This is a genomic window from Niveispirillum sp. (assembly GCF_052437035.1).
Lineage (GTDB): Bacteria > Pseudomonadota > Alphaproteobacteria > Azospirillales > Azospirillaceae > Niveispirillum.
In genome coordinates this window covers 464,108-481,505 of sequence record NZ_JBQVOH010000003.1, presented here as the reverse complement: position 1 = coordinate 481,505, position 17,398 = coordinate 464,108, and the positions used below count along the sequence as shown (strand labels likewise).

17 protein-coding genes are annotated in these 17,398 nt (G+C 62.9%); 4 read left to right on the top strand and 13 right to left on the bottom strand.

Going from position 1 to position 17,398, the window contains the following annotated elements:
• Positions 1–2: 2 nt before the first annotated feature.
• From ACT6Q8_RS11280 to ACT6Q8_RS11260, 5 genes are all read right to left on the bottom strand, one after another.
• Positions 3–2,339, bottom strand: a complete 2,337-nt coding sequence (locus ACT6Q8_RS11280) for a TonB-dependent receptor (RefSeq protein WP_444732158.1) — start codon at positions 2,337–2,339, stop codon at positions 3–5.
• 88 nt (positions 2,340–2,427) lie between these two features.
• Positions 2,428–2,775 (bottom strand): DUF2946 family protein, encoded by a 348-nt coding sequence (locus tag ACT6Q8_RS11275; protein WP_444739379.1) that lies wholly within the window; start codon positions 2,773–2,775, stop codon positions 2,428–2,430.
• A 173-nt stretch (positions 2,776–2,948) separates the two neighbouring features.
• Positions 2,949–3,341 (bottom strand): MAPEG family protein, encoded by a 393-nt coding sequence (locus ACT6Q8_RS11270; RefSeq protein ID WP_444732160.1) that lies wholly within the window; start codon positions 3,339–3,341, stop codon positions 2,949–2,951.
• A gap of 56 nt (positions 3,342–3,397) precedes the next feature.
• Positions 3,398–4,282: an alpha/beta fold hydrolase gene (locus tag ACT6Q8_RS11265; RefSeq protein WP_444732161.1), complete on the bottom strand. Its 885-nt coding sequence runs from the start codon at positions 4,280–4,282 to the stop codon at positions 3,398–3,400.
• A 94-nt stretch (positions 4,283–4,376) separates the two neighbouring features.
• Positions 4,377–4,973 carry a TetR/AcrR family transcriptional regulator gene (locus ACT6Q8_RS11260; protein ID WP_444732162.1) on the bottom strand — a complete coding sequence of 199 codons (597 nt, stop codon included), beginning with the start codon at positions 4,971–4,973 and terminating at the stop codon, positions 4,377–4,379.
• A gap of 124 nt (positions 4,974–5,097) precedes the next feature.
• On the opposite strand from ACT6Q8_RS11260, the gene ACT6Q8_RS11255 reads away from it, so the two are divergent.
• Positions 5,098–5,478 carry a Crp/Fnr family transcriptional regulator gene (locus ACT6Q8_RS11255; RefSeq protein WP_444732163.1) on the top strand — a complete coding sequence of 127 codons (381 nt, stop codon included), beginning with the start codon at positions 5,098–5,100 and terminating at the stop codon, positions 5,476–5,478.
• 98 nt (positions 5,479–5,576) lie between these two features.
• The gene (locus ACT6Q8_RS11250; RefSeq protein WP_444732164.1) at positions 5,577–7,367 is read left to right on the top strand and encodes a cation:proton antiporter domain-containing protein; all 1,791 of its coding nucleotides are present in this window, start codon (positions 5,577–5,579) and stop codon (positions 7,365–7,367) included.
• Here ACT6Q8_RS11250 and ACT6Q8_RS11245 read toward each other — a convergent pair.
• The 3 genes from ACT6Q8_RS11245 to ACT6Q8_RS11235 all read right to left on the bottom strand — a co-directional run bounded on the left by ACT6Q8_RS11245 (position 7,342) and on the right by ACT6Q8_RS11235 (position 10,239).
• Entirely contained in the window at positions 7,342–7,968 is a 627-nt protein-coding gene (locus ACT6Q8_RS11245) for an MOSC domain-containing protein (protein ID WP_444732165.1), read from the bottom strand. The two genes, ACT6Q8_RS11250 and ACT6Q8_RS11245, sit on opposite strands and share 26 nt — an antisense overlap.
• Before the next feature lie 69 nt (positions 7,969–8,037).
• Entirely contained in the window at positions 8,038–8,682 is a 645-nt protein-coding gene (locus ACT6Q8_RS11240; RefSeq protein WP_054166546.1) for an ATP-dependent Clp protease proteolytic subunit, read from the bottom strand.
• A 60-nt stretch (positions 8,683–8,742) separates the two neighbouring features.
• Positions 8,743–10,239: an aldehyde dehydrogenase gene (locus ACT6Q8_RS11235; RefSeq protein WP_444732166.1), complete on the bottom strand. Its 1,497-nt coding sequence runs from the start codon at positions 10,237–10,239 to the stop codon at positions 8,743–8,745.
• Between the two features lie 222 nt (positions 10,240–10,461).
• On the opposite strand from ACT6Q8_RS11235, the gene ACT6Q8_RS11230 reads away from it, so the two are divergent.
• Positions 10,462–11,337, top strand: a complete 876-nt coding sequence (locus ACT6Q8_RS11230; RefSeq protein WP_054166611.1) for an EamA family transporter — start codon at positions 10,462–10,464, stop codon at positions 11,335–11,337.
• Here ACT6Q8_RS11230 and ACT6Q8_RS11225 read toward each other — a convergent pair whose 3' ends face one another.
• From ACT6Q8_RS11225 to ACT6Q8_RS11205, 5 genes are all read right to left on the bottom strand, one after another.
• Positions 11,338–11,679 carry a plastocyanin/azurin family copper-binding protein gene (locus ACT6Q8_RS11225; protein ID WP_444732167.1) on the bottom strand — a complete coding sequence of 114 codons (342 nt, stop codon included), beginning with the start codon at positions 11,677–11,679 and terminating at the stop codon, positions 11,338–11,340. It abuts the gene before it with no gap.
• A 50-nt stretch (positions 11,680–11,729) separates the two neighbouring features.
• Positions 11,730–12,521, bottom strand: a complete 792-nt coding sequence (locus ACT6Q8_RS11220; RefSeq protein ID WP_444732168.1) for a DUF4394 domain-containing protein — start codon at positions 12,519–12,521, stop codon at positions 11,730–11,732.
• 96 nt (positions 12,522–12,617) lie between these two features.
• On the bottom strand, positions 12,618–13,025 hold the full coding sequence (locus ACT6Q8_RS11215; RefSeq protein WP_054166542.1) for a response regulator: 408 nt from the start codon (positions 13,023–13,025) through the stop codon (positions 12,618–12,620).
• A 13-nt stretch (positions 13,026–13,038) separates the two neighbouring features.
• Complete coding sequence (locus ACT6Q8_RS11210) at positions 13,039–13,431, bottom strand: response regulator (RefSeq protein ID WP_054166541.1); 393 nt, start codon at positions 13,429–13,431, stop codon at positions 13,039–13,041.
• Positions 13,428–15,809: an ATP-binding protein gene (locus ACT6Q8_RS11205; protein WP_444732169.1), complete on the bottom strand. Its 2,382-nt coding sequence runs from the start codon at positions 15,807–15,809 to the stop codon at positions 13,428–13,430. Before ACT6Q8_RS11205 ends, ACT6Q8_RS11210 begins: the two co-directional genes overlap by 4 nt.
• A gap of 191 nt (positions 15,810–16,000) precedes the next feature.
• Here ACT6Q8_RS11205 and ACT6Q8_RS11200 point away from each other — a divergent pair, with 191 nt between their 5' ends.
• Entirely contained in the window at positions 16,001–17,371 is a 1,371-nt protein-coding gene (locus tag ACT6Q8_RS11200) for a glutamine synthetase family protein (protein ID WP_444732170.1), read from the top strand.
• Positions 17,372–17,398: the final 27 nt, after the last annotated feature.

Below are 17,398 nucleotides of genomic sequence, written 5' to 3'. Positions count from 1 at the left end.
CGTCAGCCCTTCCATTTCAGTTCAAGCGTAAAGGTGCGTTGCGGATAGGGGTGGAACACCCAGGCCTTGTCATTGCCGATGTTATCGACACCGATGCTGAGCTGGGTTTCCGCCGTCACCTCCCAGGACAGTTTGGCATCGAAGATCATCAGTTCCGACGTATAGCCATAGGTATCGCCGCGCTGCGTCCCTTCCAGATTGGTGTTGGGACGCGACGCATAGCGCCAGCCGGTGGAGAATTGCCAGTCATCGGCGAACCTGTACCGGGCATTACCGTTAAGGCGCCATTTCGGAATGCGCGGGAACTGCACCCCCTCCGATGCCGGGACGGACCGGTTGCGCACCGTCTGTGCGTCGATCCAGGCCGCATTCAAATCGACATTCAGGCCCTCGATTCCGGCAAGGTCCGACGCTTCGACAATGCCCTCGATACCCCACTGGCGCACGATGTCGATATTCTTGAAGGACGAGGTGACAACGCCGAACTGGTTGAAGCCCTGCTGGCTGAAGATCGCGTCTTCAACCCGTTGATAGAAGACACTGCCGGTTAAACGGATATCATCGAAGGCCCGGCGCAGCATCAGGTTGGCGTCACGCGACTTTTCCGGCTTCAGGTTGGGATCGAAACTGTTGATATCGAAATTGCCATTGCCATCCAGCTTTCCCTGGAACAGCTCACCCACCGTGGGAAAGCGTGTGGCGGTCGCGAGGCTGAGCTGTCCCACCCAATCGGCGGGCAAGTCGGCCTGGATACCGGCGGATGGGTTGATGGAGGTTTCTTTGCGGTCGGCATAGGACTGATATTTCGGCGCGCCGGTAACACGGGTGCCGATGCGCCCGTCAAAGGCACGCCAGCTGTCCAGGCGCACGCCGCCCGTCAGTTTGATGCCCGGCACGACCTGCCAGGCATCATCGACGAAGGCACCAAGCTGGCGAGAACGGCCCCCGGTTCGCGTGTTGAAGGTGGGCGTGGCACCGCTGCGCCAGTTGCCAACGCCGTAAATGGTCTGGTCGGTTTCATACAGGCTGCTGTTGAAACCCACCGCCAGCTCATGGTCGCCCAGGCTGCGCTCCAGCTGTCCGTCACCGGTCCACCAACCGGTATCGCCCTGGCGCGTGTCGGTGCCCGCACCATCACTGATCCCGTTTGCATAACCGGTGGAGGCGCGGGTACGCTGTTTGTCGATCACGAAGCGCGACAGGTTCAGGCTGGCCTGCCAGTCGCCGAGCGGACCAGAAAGTTTCAGCCCACCCAGCATTTCCCGCCGCTCATTAAGTGATAGGTTGATGGTGGGCAAGGAGTACTGCTTGCCATCGACAAGGACGCGAAGGGTGGGATCGGGTTTACCCGTCGCATCGCGCAGATAGAAGACCGGCTGGCCCGCCGCGTCACGCAGATAGGTGGTGGGGGTGGTGCCGTCATAGTCGCTGGTCCACAGCACCGCCAGCAGTGACGCGTTCCAGCCATTGGCAAAATCATAGCCGATGCGGCCGCGCAACTGGTCCTGCGTTGTGTCTTCTACCGAATAGGCACCGGAAACCGGTGTCTTTGTTATCAGGTTGGGATCATTGGCAGCCCCGGTTACAACGATGGGCGGCGGCTTGCCCGACGCCACCCCCGTGACGCCATTCAGCTGATAGAACTGCTGGGGATGGCCTTCATTTTGAAGACGGCGATAGGAAAGCCGCGCACTCCACGGGCCATCGCTCTGCTTCCACCCGAAACCGGCCTCGCCCGTGTAACCGTCAAAATTGCGGTCGGTGCCATATTGCTTATAGGGCTGGACGAAATATTGCGCGGTGGCAAATCTCTCCAGCCCCTCCTTCGGAGGCTTGGTGGTGATGGAAATGATGCCGCCCATCGAATTGCCCGGATAACGGGATGAATAGGGACCATAGACGATGTCGAACTGCTGCACCTCGCCCGGCCCGACCACACCCCATTTCGGCGGGAAGCCGAAACTGTTGCCCAGCAGGTTGGAGACGGTGAAGCCATCCACCAGCACCAGCGAGCGGGCCGATTGCGTTGAATGGGTGCCACGGAAGCCGGGAACGGCGTTGGCATCACCGATAAAGCGTTTGCGCACAAAGAAATTGGGCGCGTACTTCATCAGATCTTCGACATTGACGGCATTGATTGCCGCGAACTGTTCCTGGCCCAGCGAGACGGAAAGGCCGCGCGGTACGATGGTGATCGGGGCATCACGCTGGCCGATGACGATCACTTCCTGCACCGGGGCGGCATCGGCCACCTGGGTATCCTGAGCAAAGGCAGGCGTGGATAGGGCGATGAGGGCGACCGAAGCCAGGCTGCGGACGCGAAAAGGCGTGCGGGGCACTGTAATATCCTCCGGCGACCGGCCCCGCGATCATGCTTTTCTCAAGCGGGGGGCGCCAAATACGGGAATTGTCCTGGGATGACGGGTGTCAATAAGCCCAGGACAGGGGCGGTGCCCGCGCCCCCAGGGTCGGCCCGCACAGCAGACGGCGCCGACGCGTACCCATGAAGGGCCGCAGAACAACAATATCCCCCGCCACCGGCAGCAGCAGCGCCAGCAGCAGCAAGACGGGACCCAGCAGGGTCATGGCCAGATAGGGGCAAAGGCCCTGATGCCCGGTATCGGCGGGAGCATTGTCATCCCCGCCATCGCCATCAATCTGGATGCTGGCGGAACCGGCACCGGTACAGATGACCAGCCAGCCCTTGCCATTGTCGGGGTTCATGTTGGGCATGTAGCCGCCGGGGATCATCCCGCGCAGCAGCAAGGCAAGCAACAGCAGCCACGGCGCGAAACGCCGTGCAACACCAATTGCAGAAAGGAGAATGCCCTTGCCCATGAAAGGTTAATGACGCCAAGCCACCGCGCGGTCAATGGCCCCGTGATGCGACCGAATGGCATTCGCGTCATGACGGGGGCGCGCATAATCCCCACCCCCGTCCGCATTCATCAGATGCCGGCCACCGATCCCAGGATCAGCAGAACCGACGCGGTCAGCAGCATGACCCAGGTCAACAGAATGCCCAGCAGGCGACCGGGGGTTTTACCGTCGGGATTGGAGGTCAGACCCTGGGCATGCAGGACGCGGCCTAGGAACAGGGCAGCACCCAGCCCATGCACGATGGCCGGTTGCCGGCCCGTCAGTTCCACCAGCAGCAGCAGGATCAGGGCGGTGGGCACATACTCCACGAAATTGCCCTGCACCCGGATGGCGGTATGCAGGCCCTTATGACCGCCATCGCCCAGCGAGATGCCGTGGCGGCGGCGATACATCGATACGCGGTAGCTTAAAACCAGCAGCAGCACGCCCAGCAAACCCGCATACAGCGCGGTGATACCCATCTGCATGTTTCCCCCCAATACAATCATTGTGTCGTAAAGATCACCATACGGGGGGATCATTCCCCCCGCAACGCGAAGCCCACAGCCCGTTCGATGACACCGACATCCGACAGCAACCGGCGATGGCCCAGCCCCTGCACCAGATGCATCCCGGCACCGGGCCAGACAGACGCCAATTGCAGGGCATCTGCCACCGGCGTGATCCGGTCATCCGCAGAATGGATCAGAAGGACCGGTGTACCTTCATCCCCATGCAGATGCAGGGCGGCCAGCGGCTGTCCCAGTGCCCGGTCAATCTCCCGCCCCAGCGCATGTTCGCTGTCCAGGTCCAGGCGCAGAACATTGGCTATCTGGCGCAGCGGCAGGGTCAGGTCGGCCAGGGGCGACAGCAGAATGGCGCGTCCCGCCTGGAACCCATCCTGGATCGCGAGTGTCAGGGCGGTGGCACCCAGGCCATGGCCGATCACCGCCGCCACCTTGCCGCCCGCGGCGACCGCCACAGCCCGGATGGCGCGGGCCATTTCCAGCAGGTTGGTCTCGTCGCCCGAACTGCGGCCATGGGCCGGCGCATCAAAGGCCACGACGCGGGCGCCGGCATTCAGCAGCGGCTGCACAAAGCCCAGCATGTCATGCACCTGCCCTTCCCAGCCATGGGCCAGCAGCACCAGGGGGGCCGCCTCCCCCCGCTCTGCCCCCCAAAGGCGGGCGGCAAGGTGGGGCGTGAAGCCCGGAACCGCCAGCACCATGGCGCCCGCCGGTTCCGGCAGGGCCGGCGGTGCCACCGCCCGCTCTGGCTCCAGATACATGCGCCGCCCCTCGGCCAACAGGTGGCGTTCGCGTGACCAGGGGTGGAACAGGTCCGTCAACCCATCCAGCCAGGACTGGTCGGGCCGCTTATTATTACGAACGTTCGTGCTTTTTTCAGACGAAAAATAGGCCATGGAACTCTCCCCCCGATGGGGGCGTCCGTCCATCCGGGCGGGCGCCGTGATGAAACTGGTCCGGCCCCGCCGCACGCGGAACCGGACGAACGCTCTACTGACGCACACGCGCCCGGTCGATCAGACCATGGACAGCGTTGCGGGCCCAGACCTCCGATTTCGGGTTCTTCAGAAGCCGATAGGACTGGGTGAAACCGTAACAGAGCGAGATCCCCTCGAACGCGAATTGCTCCACATCCAGGTCGGCCCGCAGGTGCCCCTCCTCCACCGCGCGGCGGGCGGCACCGATGACCACGCGGCGCATATCCTCCTGCTGCTTGACGATCAGGTCCTGGATGGGACCGGGGCGGTCATCAAACTCGATAGAGGCGGCCTGGATGGGACAGCCGCCGGGCAGAACCGGGTCCATCGTCCAGGCAATCCAATTCTCAAACAGTCCCAGCACACGCGGCAGGCCACGCGGCTGTGCCAAGGCGGGACGCACCACGGTATCGGCGAAAAGTTCCGCCGCCCGTTCCAGCACTGCCGCCTGTAGCTGTTCCTTGCTGCCGAAATGGGCGAACAGCCCGGATTTCGACATGCCCAGCCGGTCGGCCAGTGTCCCGATGGTCAGGCCGGTCAATCCGTCCGTGCTGGTCATTGCCAGCGCTTGGTCCAGGATTGCGGCGCGTGTGCGTTCGCCCTTGCTCATAAGGTCCAAATAATACGAACGGTCGTACTATTGTCAAGCCCATGGCAAATGGGAAGCAATCAGCGTAAAGCTTGGCTGGCCTGCGCCTGTCGCGGGTGCCGCCGCTGCCAAGGGGTCCGCTGTCATGTCCGCCGCTTTCGAACGCCGAACTTTCGCACCGGGTGAGCTGATCTTCAAGGAGGGTGATCCCGGCGACAGCCTTTATGTGGTGGAAAACGGTCGTGTGCGCATCTGGCGGGGCGATGTTGAGCATCCGACGGTCATCGGCCGGGTCGAAACCAGCGGCATTTTCGGGGAAATGGCGATTTTCGACCGCAAACCGCGCATGGCCCATGCCAGTGCGGAGATGGAGTCGGTCCTGATGCGCATGCCGGCCAGCGTGCTGCGCGAGGGGCTATATGGTGCCGACCCGCTGCTAAGGCAGCTGGTACAGCTTCTGATCGACAATATCCGCACCATGGCAAGGCGCCTGGACGAGTTGGAGGCAAAGCTGGGCGGCGAATGACATTCGCCCGATCCCGTTGATTTTGCAGGTGCGTCTGGTCACGCCGCTCCCCATACTGCAGCGCCTGATCCATTGTTTTGCGCCCAAGGTCAAACCGCGTGCCCCACGACACCAGTCTGCTTGCCACCCTGTCCATCGCTTTCGTTCTGGCTTTCGGTTTCGGTTTCCTGGCCGACCGGCTGCGTTTGCCGCCCCTGGTCGGCTATCTGGTGGCGGGTGTTCTGGTCGGGCCGTTCACGCCCGGATTCGTGGCAGATGGAAAGCTGGCGCTGGAACTGGCGGAGATCGGCGTCATCCTGCTGATGTTCGGGGTTGGGTTGCATTTTTCCGCCGCAGACCTGATGGCGGTGAAGGGGATCGCCATCCCAGGTGCAGTGGGACAGATCATCATCGCCACACTGATGGGCCTGGGCCTGGCGCTTTACTGGGACTGGGGCCTGGGGGCCGGGATCGTGCTGGGCCTGTCGCTGTCGGTCGCCAGTACGGTGGTGCTGCTGAAGGCCCTGGAAGAACGCAATCTTTTGCAGACACCCAATGGCCGGATCGCCATCGGCTGGTTGATTGTCGAGGATCTGGCCATGGTGGTGGCGCTTGTGCTGCTGCCGGCCTTCGCGGGCTTGTTGGGCGGCACGGTACCGGCTGATGGCGGCGGACATGGTGCGGCCCCGACCGATGCGCCGGTCTGGTTGACCTTGGCCATTACCCTGGGCAAGGTCGGTCTGTTTGCAGCGGTCGCCTTGATCCTGGGGCCGCGTATCGTCCCCTGGCTGCTGGCCCAGGTGGCGCGCACAGGCTCGCGGGAACTGTTCACTCTGGCCGTTCTCGCCATCGCCATGGGTATCGCCTATGGCTCGGCCCAGGTGTTCGGCGTGTCGTTCGCGCTGGGCGCCTTCTTTGCGGGCGTGGTGCTGGCCGAAAGCCGGTTCAGCCACAAGGCGGCGGCGGACAGCCTGCCTCTGCAGGATGCGTTCTCGGTCATATTCTTCGTGTCGGTCGGCATGCTGTTCGACCCGTCGATCCTTCTGCGGGAGCCGCTGTCGGTGGCAGCGGTCCTGCTGACCATCATCGTGGGCAAGTCGCTGGTGGCATTCGCCATCGTTCTGGCGCTGGGATACCCGATGGGTGCCGGCCTGTTGATCTCCGCCAGTCTGGCCCAGATCGGGGAATTTTCGTTCATCCTGGTCGGACTGGGCATCAGCATGAATCTGCTGCCGCCAGAAGGGCGCGATCTGGTGTTGGCCGGGGCATTGCTGTCGATCACGCTGAACCCGCTGGTTTTCGCGGCGGTGGAAAAGGCGACGGCCAGGGTAAAGGCGCAGCGTCCCGACTGGTCCAACTATGGCCAGACCAAGTTCAAGCGCCTGACGCAGCAGATCAACAGCGTCCGCGACCAGATGGCGGAGCGGGAGAAGGCGCATGGTCTTCAGGTGCAGAAGCTGGTGGAGACATTTCCTGTACTGTCCAGGCTGGGCAAGGATGAGTTGGAACGTCTGCTGCTGATGTTCCGGCCGGCGGCGGCGGTGCCGGGTGAACGCGTCATCCGCAGCGGCGATCCTGCCGACGGCATGTATTTCCTGGCCAGCGGGGCCGTGGAGGTGCAGTTGCCCGATCACAAGATCAAGCTGGAGACCGGCGCCTTCTTCGGGGAGATGGCCCTGCTGTCAGGCCGTCGCCGCAGTGCCGACATCACAGCGCTGGATTACTGCCAGTTCCTCATACTGGAACGACGCGATTTCAACCAGTTCACCCGCCAGCATGGAGAGTTGCGCGCCGCCATCCTGGAAAAGGCCAATCAGCGCCGAAAGATGAACCAGGCTGCCAAGGAAAAGCCGCAGGAGACGGAGCCGGAAGAGGCGGCAACCGTCACGCCGACCGCAACTCCTTCTTGAACCGCTCCGCCAGGGCCGGGTGGGCCAACGCATCGGCCAGCAGAGCCGGATCAGGCCGCTTGTCTAACAGCAGGGCGTTCAGACGCCCGACCGTCCAGGCCGCCTCCCCACGCTCCACCAGGGTCACGGCATCACCCGCTGTCACAATGCCCGGTCGCACCACCTGCATGTACCAGCCGGGCGTGCCCGCCTTCATGGCCAGCGGCCCCAGCGCCTTTACGCCCGTCAGGACACCGGGCCAGGAACAGCGCGGCACGGGCTGGTTCACCATCACCTGGGCGGTGCCGATAGCCAGAACGTCGCCGATGCGCGCCTCGGCATCGGTGAAGCCTGCGAACAGCAGGTTCTCCCCAAAGCCGGGGCGTTGTATCGACCGGCCAAGGCTGGCTTCCAGCGCCTCATAGGACTCAAACGCGAAGCCATGCAGGGCCGTATCGCCTTCCTTCCGGCTGCGATAGGCGCTTTCATCGCCGTCCAGTCCGCTGGGACCCAGGGGGAGCGGACCGGTGACAGGCTGCTTGCCGATGCCCGTCCCCTCCTCCCGCCCCTTGGCGTTGATGCGGGTGATGATACGCCCGATATTCACTTGAAGGATCTGCATGTCCAACCCGGATATGGAAAGGGCCGGTCGCGATGGACCGGCCCTTCTCAAATCTAAAATGCTAATGCCTTACTTGAAGGCTTCGGTGTTGTCGATGATGTGGCTGACGATGCCATATTCCTTGGCTTCTTCCGCCGACATCCAGAAATTGCGGTCGGTATCCACGGCCACGCGCTCATAGGGTTGGCCGGTTTCGCGGGCGATCTCTTCATTGATTCGCTTGCGCATCTTGATGATTTCCTTCGCCTCGATCGCGATATCGGTGGCCGGACCACCCACACCGCCCGCCGGCTGATGGATCATGAAGCGGGTATTGGGCAGACAGAACCGGTCCTCCTTGGCAGCGCCCAGGAAGATATGCGCGCCGGCAGACGCGACCCAGCCGGTGCCCAGCACCAGCACGCGCGGCTTCACGAAGCGGATCATGTCGTGGATCGTATCACCGGATTCGACATGGCCGCCCGGCGAATTGATGATCAGCTTGATCGGCTCGTCATTCTCTGCGGCCAGACCCAGCAGCTGGGCCGTCACGGCCTGTGCCACCTTCTGGTTGATCTCGCCGAACAGCAGGATGGTGCGGGCCTTGAACAGATTCTGCGCGATTGAGGGCGGGGCCTTTGCCTTTTCCTCCTGGGCATCGGACTCCGGCTTTTCGTCCTCAAGACGGATCGGATTGACGAGCAAGGCGGCACTCCTGAATTTGGTATTCTGCATTCACTGACCTAGCGGGAAATCGGTCGCGGTTCAACCCATCATTGGGTCGGGGTTCCATACTTATGAGAGGTCGATCCAGACGCTTTTCAAGTCCGTGTATTTTTCCAGCGCATGCAGGCTCTTGTCGCGGCCGAAGCCGGACTGTTTAAAACCGCCGAACGGGGTGGTGATGTCGCCCGCATCGAAGCAGTTGATCCAGACCGATCCGGCCTTGATGGTGCGGGCGGCCTTCATGGCGGTGGAAATGTCGCGGGTCCAGATGGCCGACGCCAGACCATAGATCGTGTCATTGGCGATCTTGAATGCCTCCTCCGTGGTCTTGAAGGTCAGGGTGGACAGGACGGGGCCAAAAATCTCTTCCCGCGCGATGGTCATGGAACTGTCCACGCCGTCGAACAGGGTGGGTTCGATATAGTAACCACCCGTATCCGTGCGCGCCGCCGCCCCGCCAAGCCGCAGGGACGCCCCCTCTGCCTTGCCCTTGTCGATATAGGACAGCACCCGTTCATGCTGTTTGGCATCGACCATGGCACCCATAGTCGTCGCGGGGTCCAGCGGATCGCCGGGGGTCCAGCGACGGGAATGGTGGATGACCTTTTCCAGGAACTCGTCCTTGATGCTTTCATGCACCAACAGGCGGGAGCCGGCGTTGCACACCTCGCCTTGATTGAAGAATATGCCGCCGGCGGCATTGGCAGCGGCCTTATCCAGATCAGCGGCGTCGGGCATGATGATATGCGGGGTCTTGCCCCCGCATTCCAGCGACACGCGCTTCAGGTTGCTTTCCCCTGAATAGCGCATGAAATACTTGCCAACCTCGGTCGAACCGGTGAAGGCCAGCATGTCCACATCCATGTGGCGGCCAATGGCCTGCCCCGCCGTTTCCCCAAAACCGGGTACGACATTCAGCACACCGGGCGGCACGCCCGCCTCTACCGCCAGTTCGCCCAGACGAATGGCGGTCAGCGGTGATTGTTCGGCGGGTTTCAGGACCACGGAGTTGCCCGTGGCCAGGGCCGGCGCCACCTTCCACACCGCCATCATCAGCGGGAAGTTCCAGGGCACGACCACGCCGATCACGCCCAGCGGTTCACGCAGGATCAAGGACATGGCATCCGGCCCGCTGGGACCGACCTGATCATACAGCTTGTCGATGGCTTCGGCGTAATATTGGACACAGCGGATCGACAGGGGGATGTCGATGGAGCGGCTGTCGCGGATAGGCTTGCCCATATCCAGCGTTTCCAGCAGCGCCAATTCGTCCGCATGCTCCTCCATCAGGCGGGCCAGCTTCAGCAGCACGGCCTTGCGGGCACGCGGATGCTGATCCCGCCAGACACCGGATTCGAAGGTGCGGCGGGCTGCCGCCACGGCGCGGTTCACATCCTCCGCGTCGCATTCGGCAACCTGGGTCAGGACCTTGCCGTCGCGTGGGCTGATATTGTCAAAGCTTTTGCCGCTGGCGGCGGACACATAGGCGCCGTCGATGAAGGCCTGGGTGCGGAATTGCAGCCGGTCGGCGCGGTCCTGCCAGTTGATGGCGGCGATGGCGTCCATTCTAGGGCTCTCCCGTTAGAGTGTGATCGCTGGTTGAAGCGATCACACAACGAAACCTGCGGCGGGCGCTGCCCGCCTGTCGAGGGAGAGAGTGCCCGGCCCGACGCGCGGCGGCAACCCCCAAGGGTGGGGCAATTGTCACGGACACATCTTGGCAATTGCGTCAGTAATGCTGACATGTTCCGATCCTGATCCCGATATCATCCAGCCGGATGTCCCCCCATGCGCCCTCTCCACATCGCCCTCGCCTTTCTAGTCGCCATCATCTGGGGGGCCAATTTTGTGGTGATCAAGCTGGCGCTGACCGGCTTTCCGCCCATCCTGCTGACGGCCCTGCGCTTCACGCTGGCCTGCCTGCCGGTGCTGTTCATCCCACGTCCGGCGGGGATCGGGTTCAAACAGCTGGCGCTGGTATCCACCTTCCTGTTCACCGGTCATTACATCTTTCTGTTCGTGGGCATGGACCGGGGGATGGCGCCGGGTCTGGCCTCCATCGTGCTGCAATGTCAGGCCTTCCTGACCATGCTGTTCGCGGCGGGCATGCTGGGTGAGCGGCCCAAGGGCCAGCAACTGGCCGGCGCCGGGGTGGCGGCGGTGGGCCTTGCTGTGACAGGCAGCACCGTCGGGCTGGATGTCACCTGGATTGGCTTCATCCTGACCTTGTTGGCGGCGGCCAGTTGGGCCATGGGCAATGTGCTGATGCGCCGTCTGCCGCCCATGCCGACCTTGCCGCTGATGGTCTGGCTGTCGACGGTGCCGCCCTTGCCGGTCTTTACCCTGTCACTGATCGTAGAGGGGCCGGATCGGGTGTGGGCGGCGCTGACGGGCTTCAGCTGGACCGCCGGCCTGTCGCTGCTCTACATCGTTTGCCTGTCCACCCTGGTGGCCTTCGGCATCTGGGGCATGCTGCTGCGGGAATACAAGGCCGGGGTGGTGGCCCCCTTCTCCTTGCTGGTGCCCGTCACCGGCACGGTGGCAGCCCATCTGGCCTTTGAGGAGACGTTCGGTCCGCTGCGCCTTCTGGGCATGGCGCTGCTTTTCGCTGGCATCGTCATCACCATCCTGCCACTGCGTAAACGGCAGGTGGCGACGGTGTGATCAGGGTTCGACCAAGACCTTGGCCCGCATTTTGGGGTGAATTCGACATTGGATGATGAATTCACCCGGTGCCGTGAAGGTCACCGGCGTCTCTGTGCCGGGGTCCTGCAAGCCGATGTCGAACACGCCATTCATGCTGGGTGAATAGACATTGTGGCCGAACGGGTCCTCGTTCCGGAACGTGACCTGATCACCCACCTTGATCGTGACGGCCCGTGGCGTGAAGGAAATGTCGCGTTGGGCAATGACGAACGGATCCTCTGCCGCGCTGGAGCCGGCCAGCAGGCCCAACCCCATCACGGGTGCCAGAGTGAACCCCCATTTACGCCACGCACGCGACATCGCCATCATTCCCCTCACATCCCCATCGTCTCGATTATGGTTGTCAGACCTTATCGCTTGTCCAGAATGGCGATATCGATCACGTCGCTGCCATCGCCGATGCGGCCCATCTTCTTCATGCCACCACGGGTGACATTAATCTCATAGAGCGCGCCCCCGGCCACAGCGCGGCCATGATATTCATCCTGGGCGTCGGTGAAGATATCAACCCCTTCAACGATGGTGCCCGCCGGCACGCCCAACGGGCCGATGGTGCGCAGCACGCCGTCATTGGGCGGGTCCTGCGACAGCCAGGCGCCCGTACCGCTGTCGATATCGAACAGCTGCGTCTGCGTCGCCCCGGCGAAGGAGTTGATATAGGCGCCGGCATAGACGGCAGGCTTCTTGCCGGCATTCACCTTGTCGTTGGGGTGATAGGCCAGCGGTTTGTCCACGGCGGCGGCACCTGTCTCCACGTTGACGCGCAGGTTCTGCCCGTCCGACCCTATGACACGCAGGCGGTCCGCCTGTGGGTTGAAGTCCGCAACCACATGGTCAATGGCCGTCAACGCGACCGACAGTTTCGGCCCCGCCGTGGCAGCGCCGGTTTCAAGATCGATAGTGTAAAGGCTGTTGTCGCTGGCGATACCGTAAAGCTTGCAGTTGGCCGGACGGACGTCGATGCCTAGCAGCTTGCCCTTCACGCCCGTTACGGGCAGCACCTTCACAGTGCCCGGCGATTTATCGGAGAACAGCAGCAGTTCGTTGCGCTGGTTCAATCCGGCAATATCCAGCGCCAGCGACGGCATAGCAGTGCCGGTCAGCGCTATCCCAATAGCAATGGTTGCGACCTTGTTCTTCATCGACCCCTCCCAACCGCCGGCGGCGTTCTGCCACCTTCGCGATTGAACAAGGTAGGTCAAATGGGCCGCCTGTCATTAGTCCATTAGATCAGGCCGTCAGACCTTGATGTTGAAAATGGCGCAGATTTTCTGACGTAGCTGCAGGGGGGAGAATGGCTTTATGATATAGGCGTCCACCCGGTTGGCACGGGCGGCCTGTACGAAATCCACCGTTTGATTGCCGGTCAGCATCAGGAAAGGCATGTTCTCCCAGGTTTTGCGCACATGCTGGAGCAGTTCAAGGCCGGTCACATTGGGCATGTTCCAGTCGGAAATGATCAGATCAAAGCGAATTTCGCTTTCTTCCAGCGCCTCGATCGCCGCTTTCCCGTCCGCCACGATATGGATGTTCTGCACACCCAGTTGCAGCAGCACTTGACGTGCCAGCCGCTGGGCGAAGGCATTATCCTCCACCAGCAGGACGTTCAGCTTCTCAAAGCCGGGGATGTGATCACGGTTATGCATGGGCGCGGTCTTTTCAGGGACTGACAAGCTGTGTGATCCGGCTGGCCAGATCGCGAGGGGAAAAGGGTTTCACCATATAGGCATCGACGGCATTGGCCTTGGCCAGCCTGACGAAGTCAACCGTGGCATGGGCGGTCAGCATCAGGAAGGGTGTATGCCGCCAGATGGCCCGCACATGCCGCAGCAGGTCAAGGCCCGTGCTTTCCGGCATATTCCAGTCAGAGATGACAAGATCGAAGGGCACTCCATCCGGCGTGACCGCACCAATAGCGCCAGCCCCGTCGCGATGATGGTCCACATTGCCAATACCCAACTGGCGCAATACGCCAACGATCAGCCGCGCCTCAAACGCATTATCCTCGGCCAGCAATACGCGCAGCCGGCTGCCATCACGCAGGCCCATCATGACCCGACCTCCGCCATCGCGGCCTCGAACGCCTCACGTTGGGTCCGCAACCAGGCCAGCCCCTCATCCAGATCCCGCCGCAGGGTGGGCAGCAGCGACAACAGCGCGTCGGCATCCCCCTGATGTCCCGCCAGTTCCACGGCTGAGGCGGTGCGGTAGACCTGGGCCATGCCAAGGCTGCCCGCAGCCGATTTCAGGGAATGCGCAACCTCACCCACCTGATGCGGGACCGGTGCGCCATCGGCAGGGAACAGGTCGGGTTCCACCTCCGGCAGGATGGATAGGAATGTGTCGATCAGGTCGAGCGCCATGTCAGGGCCCATGCTGTCGGCCATCTCCATCAGCATTTCCGGTGCGAAAGGCTCTGTCCCGGTCAGCAGTGCGTTGGCCGTTCCACCGGCCTCTTCCATCTCAATATCCATGGAGGCGGCGGCATCGGGCCCTTCCCCCAGGTTCTCTTTCAGACTGCCTTCGGGGAAAAGGCGCTCAATCACCTTGAACAGGTTGGCCGGATCGATGGGCTTAGACACATAGGCGTTCATGCCGGCATCCAGGCAACGCTGGATACCGTTGGTGCCGACGCTGGCCGTGGCTGCAACGATGGTCACCTGTGAGGCCGGACCTGGCAGGGCGCGGATGGCACGGGCGGCGCTCATCCCGTCCATGCGGGGCATGTGCACATCCATCAGGACGAGGTCCAGCGCCGGATCGGCGTCACGTACGGCGGTCACGGCCTGTTCGCCATCCACGGCAAACACGACCATGTGCCCATGTTCGGCCAACGCGCCGGCCAGAACCTTGCGGTTCACGGCATTATCGTCGGCGACCAGCACGCGCAGCGGGCGAACGGCATGGCCATCGAAATCACCCGTCGGATCGCCGGTGACGGCACTGCCTTCCAGCAACGGAATTTCGAACCAGAAGGTGCTGCCCTGCCCCATGATGCTGTCGACGCCGATGGCGCCGCCCATGGCCTCCACCAGCTTCTTGCAGATGGCAAGCCCCAGGCCGGTGCCGCCGAAACGGCGGGTGATGGAACTGTCGGCCTGCACGAAACTGCCGAACAGCTTGGCACGCGAAGCTTCGGAGATGCCGATGCCGGTATCCATCACCTCCACCCTCAGACGGGCGGGTTCGGCCAGAGCGCGGGCACGCAGCGTGACACCGCCCGACTCCGTGAACTTGATGGCATTGCCGACAAGGTTCAGCATGACCTGCCGCAGGCGGTTGGGATCGCCCTTCAGGTAGGAGGGCAGGTGCCCGTCCACCTCCTCCCGCAGCCAGAGGTCCTTTTCCTCCGCCCGGTTGCGCATCAGCATGGTGGTGCCGGAGATCAGGGACAACAGCTCGAAATCCAGAATTTCGATATCGGCCTTCCCGGCCTCCAGCTTCGAGAAATCCAGGATGTCGTTCAGGATGCGCAGCAGCGACTGACCCGATTGCAGGACGGTCGTGGCCAGTTTGGCCTGTTCCTCATTCAGTCCCGACCGCAGCAGCAGGCGGGTGAGCCCCAGCACCCCATTCATTGGGGTGCGGATTTCATGGCTCATCATGGCCAGGAACTCGGATTTGGCGCGGGTGGCGGCTTCCGCCTTCTCCTGTGCCTCGCGCACGACCTCCATTGCGCCTTTGAACACGCCAAGGGCACCGGCGACACTGCCGATCTCGTCCCGGCGGCTGGTATGGGGCACCCTGACATCCATGTCGCCACCCGCCAGTTGGATCGTCGCGCGGGTCAAGCGGTTCAGCGGGGTTACGATGTTGCGGATCAGGGCGATGGTGATGCCCACCACCAGCGTGAACAGGGCCGCGATCAGGAATGTCGTGCGATCAGCCGCATTCTTGATCGTCTCTTCCGCGGACAGGCGGAAGCGGTAGCCATCTTCCGCCGCCATCTGGGTGACAATCTCAAGGTTGCTGATGATCCCCGCCCCCAGTTCCTCCATACCCTGCATGGCGTCGCGATGGTCGGGGGACGTGGCCGCCATGTCCGTCAGTTTCCGGACAGCCTCCATCCAGGCCTGATTCTGTTCCCGGATGCGGGCGACATATTTTCGAATTTCAGGGTTCAGGCCGCGCTCTTCGGCCACCGCAAGGCTGGCCAGGAAATCCTCGTCATTGATTTCCAGGTCTTCGCGGAAAGTTTCGGGCAGACCGTTGGGTGATTTCAGGGCGCGGTCCACCATCAGGTCCAGCGTCACGAAATTGGTCTGCGCCAACCTTGCATAGTTGATGGCCTGCAGGGGTTGATCGTACATGCGGATGACAAGATCACCCGTGGACCGCACCACGAACACCGCCACAATGCCGATTGTCACGGCGGCCAGCACCGCCACCGCAAACGCCGCCGCCAGCTTAAAGCGGATGGTCCTGAACATGCGCGACGGCCCCGTGCCGAATTTAACTATCTTTCTATATGCGCGCTGGGGCCGCACACAGCAAGCTGGCACTGACTGCCCGCAAGGTTACAAATGCGACAGGGCACCCACGCTCCCCGCCCGCCTTGACACAGGCGCCCACCCCTGGTGCCATGCCGCTGTTTCAACAGCACCAAGGGACCAGCCCCGGAATGACCACCAGCCCCGACCTGTTCCGCGAGATCGAGATGTTCCGGCAGCAGCATCCGGCCGTCACGGCGGTGGATGTGCTGTTGCCCGATCTGTGCGGGGTGTTTCGGGGCAAACGCGTGCCCATCGACGAATTGTCGAAGGTCTGGAAGGAGGGCGTGGCCTTTCCGGGCTGCACCTTCGCCGTCGATATCACGGGCGATACCGTGGAAGAGACGGGCATGTCGGTGAATAAGGGCGTGCCGGACCGCATCTGCCGGCCCGTCACCGGCACCCTGACGCCCGTGCCGTGGGCTGCGAAGCCGCTGGGCCAGATCATGCTGTCGATGCGTGATGGCGATGGGTCACCCTTCCCCTACGCCCCGCGTGCCCTGGTCGAAAATCTGGTGACAGAGTTGTCGCGCCGTGGTCTGACGCCCATGGTCGCCATCGAACTGGAATTCTATCTGTTCGATCGCGACCGTGCAGCCGATGCCCCGCCCTCCCCGCCCGTGTCGAAGCGCAGCGGACTGCCCCAGAACCGGACTCAGGTCTATGGCCTGACGGAGCTGGAGGATTTTGACGACGTACTGGACGAGATCACGGCGGCGGCGCAGGCCCAGGGCATTCCCGCCGGCACCGCCATCGCCGAGTATGGGCCGGGCCAGTATGAGATTACCCTGTCCCACCGCGCCGACGCCCTGCGCGCCGCCGACGATGCCGTCCTGTTCAAGCGGGCCGTGCGCGGCGTCGCCCACAAGCACGGCTATGAGGCGAGCTTCATGGCCAAACCCTACACGGATCAGGCCAGCAGCGGCATGCATATCCACATGAGCGTGCTGGACAAGGTTGGCCGTAACATCTTTGCCGATGAGGCACCGGAAGGGTCCGAGGCGCTGCGCCATGCCATCGGCGGCATGGCAGAAACCATGCCCGCCTGCATGGCACTGGCGGCCCCCGGCGCGAACAGCTGGCGCCGGTTCCAGACGGGCTCCTATGCCCCGACCGTCATTGCCTGGGGCGTCAATAACCGTACGGCCCCGCTGCGCATCCCTGCGGGCGGGCCGGACAGCCGACGGGTCGAGTACCGCATCGCCGGCGCCGATGCGAACCCCTATCTGGTGCTGGCCGGCATGTTGACCGGTCTTCTGCACGGGCTGGACGGCAAGATTGATCCCGGCCCGGCGCTGGAGGGCAATGCCTATGAGGCGGATGCCCCCCGCCTGCCAGATGAATGGGGCAAGGCCCTGGACCTGTTCCAGGGATCGACCGTGCTGCGCCGCTGGCTGGGCGAGGCGTTTGTGGATACCTATGCCATCACCAAACGGGCCGAACGGGCCAAGTTCAACCAGCGTGTCACGCCGCTGGAATGGGAATGGTATCTGCGGGGGTGAGGAGGACGGGGGAGATCATACCAGCAG

What these genes read in the sequence shown, in the direction of transcription:
- ACT6Q8_RS11270 (WP_444732160.1), bottom strand. Translation starts at nt 3,341, where the DNA reads ATGGGTATCACCGCGCTGTATGCGGGTTTGCTGGGCGTGCTGCTGCTG.
- ACT6Q8_RS11265 (WP_444732161.1), bottom strand. Translation starts at nt 4,282, where the DNA reads ATGGCCTATTTTTCGTCTGAAAAAAGCACGAACGTTCGTAATAATAAG.
- ACT6Q8_RS11260 (WP_444732162.1), bottom strand. Translation starts at nt 4,973, where the DNA reads ATGAGCAAGGGCGAACGCACACGCGCCGCAATCCTGGACCAAGCGCTG.
- ACT6Q8_RS11255 (WP_444732163.1), top strand. Translation starts at nt 5,098, where the DNA reads ATGTCCGCCGCTTTCGAACGCCGAACTTTCGCACCGGGTGAGCTGATC.
- ACT6Q8_RS11245 (WP_444732165.1), bottom strand. Translation starts at nt 7,968, where the DNA reads ATGCAGATCCTTCAAGTGAATATCGGGCGTATCATCACCCGCATCAAC.
- ACT6Q8_RS11240 (WP_054166546.1), bottom strand. Translation starts at nt 8,682, where the DNA reads ATGCAGAATACCAAATTCAGGAGTGCCGCCTTGCTCGTCAATCCGATC.
- ACT6Q8_RS11235 (WP_444732166.1), bottom strand. Translation starts at nt 10,239, where the DNA reads ATGGACGCCATCGCCGCCATCAACTGGCAGGACCGCGCCGACCGGCTG.
- ACT6Q8_RS11230 (WP_054166611.1), top strand. Translation starts at nt 10,462, where the DNA reads ATGCGCCCTCTCCACATCGCCCTCGCCTTTCTAGTCGCCATCATCTGG.
- ACT6Q8_RS11225 (WP_444732167.1), bottom strand. Translation starts at nt 11,679, where the DNA reads ATGTCGCGTGCGTGGCGTAAATGGGGGTTCACTCTGGCACCCGTGATG.
- ACT6Q8_RS11220 (WP_444732168.1), bottom strand. Translation starts at nt 12,521, where the DNA reads ATGAAGAACAAGGTCGCAACCATTGCTATTGGGATAGCGCTGACCGGC.
- ACT6Q8_RS11215 (WP_054166542.1), bottom strand. Translation starts at nt 13,025, where the DNA reads ATGCATAACCGTGATCACATCCCCGGCTTTGAGAAGCTGAACGTCCTG.
- ACT6Q8_RS11210 (WP_054166541.1), bottom strand. Translation starts at nt 13,431, where the DNA reads ATGATGGGCCTGCGTGATGGCAGCCGGCTGCGCGTATTGCTGGCCGAG.
- ACT6Q8_RS11205 (WP_444732169.1), bottom strand. Translation starts at nt 15,809, where the DNA reads ATGTTCAGGACCATCCGCTTTAAGCTGGCGGCGGCGTTTGCGGTGGCG.
- ACT6Q8_RS11200 (WP_444732170.1), top strand. Translation starts at nt 16,001, where the DNA reads ATGACCACCAGCCCCGACCTGTTCCGCGAGATCGAGATGTTCCGGCAG.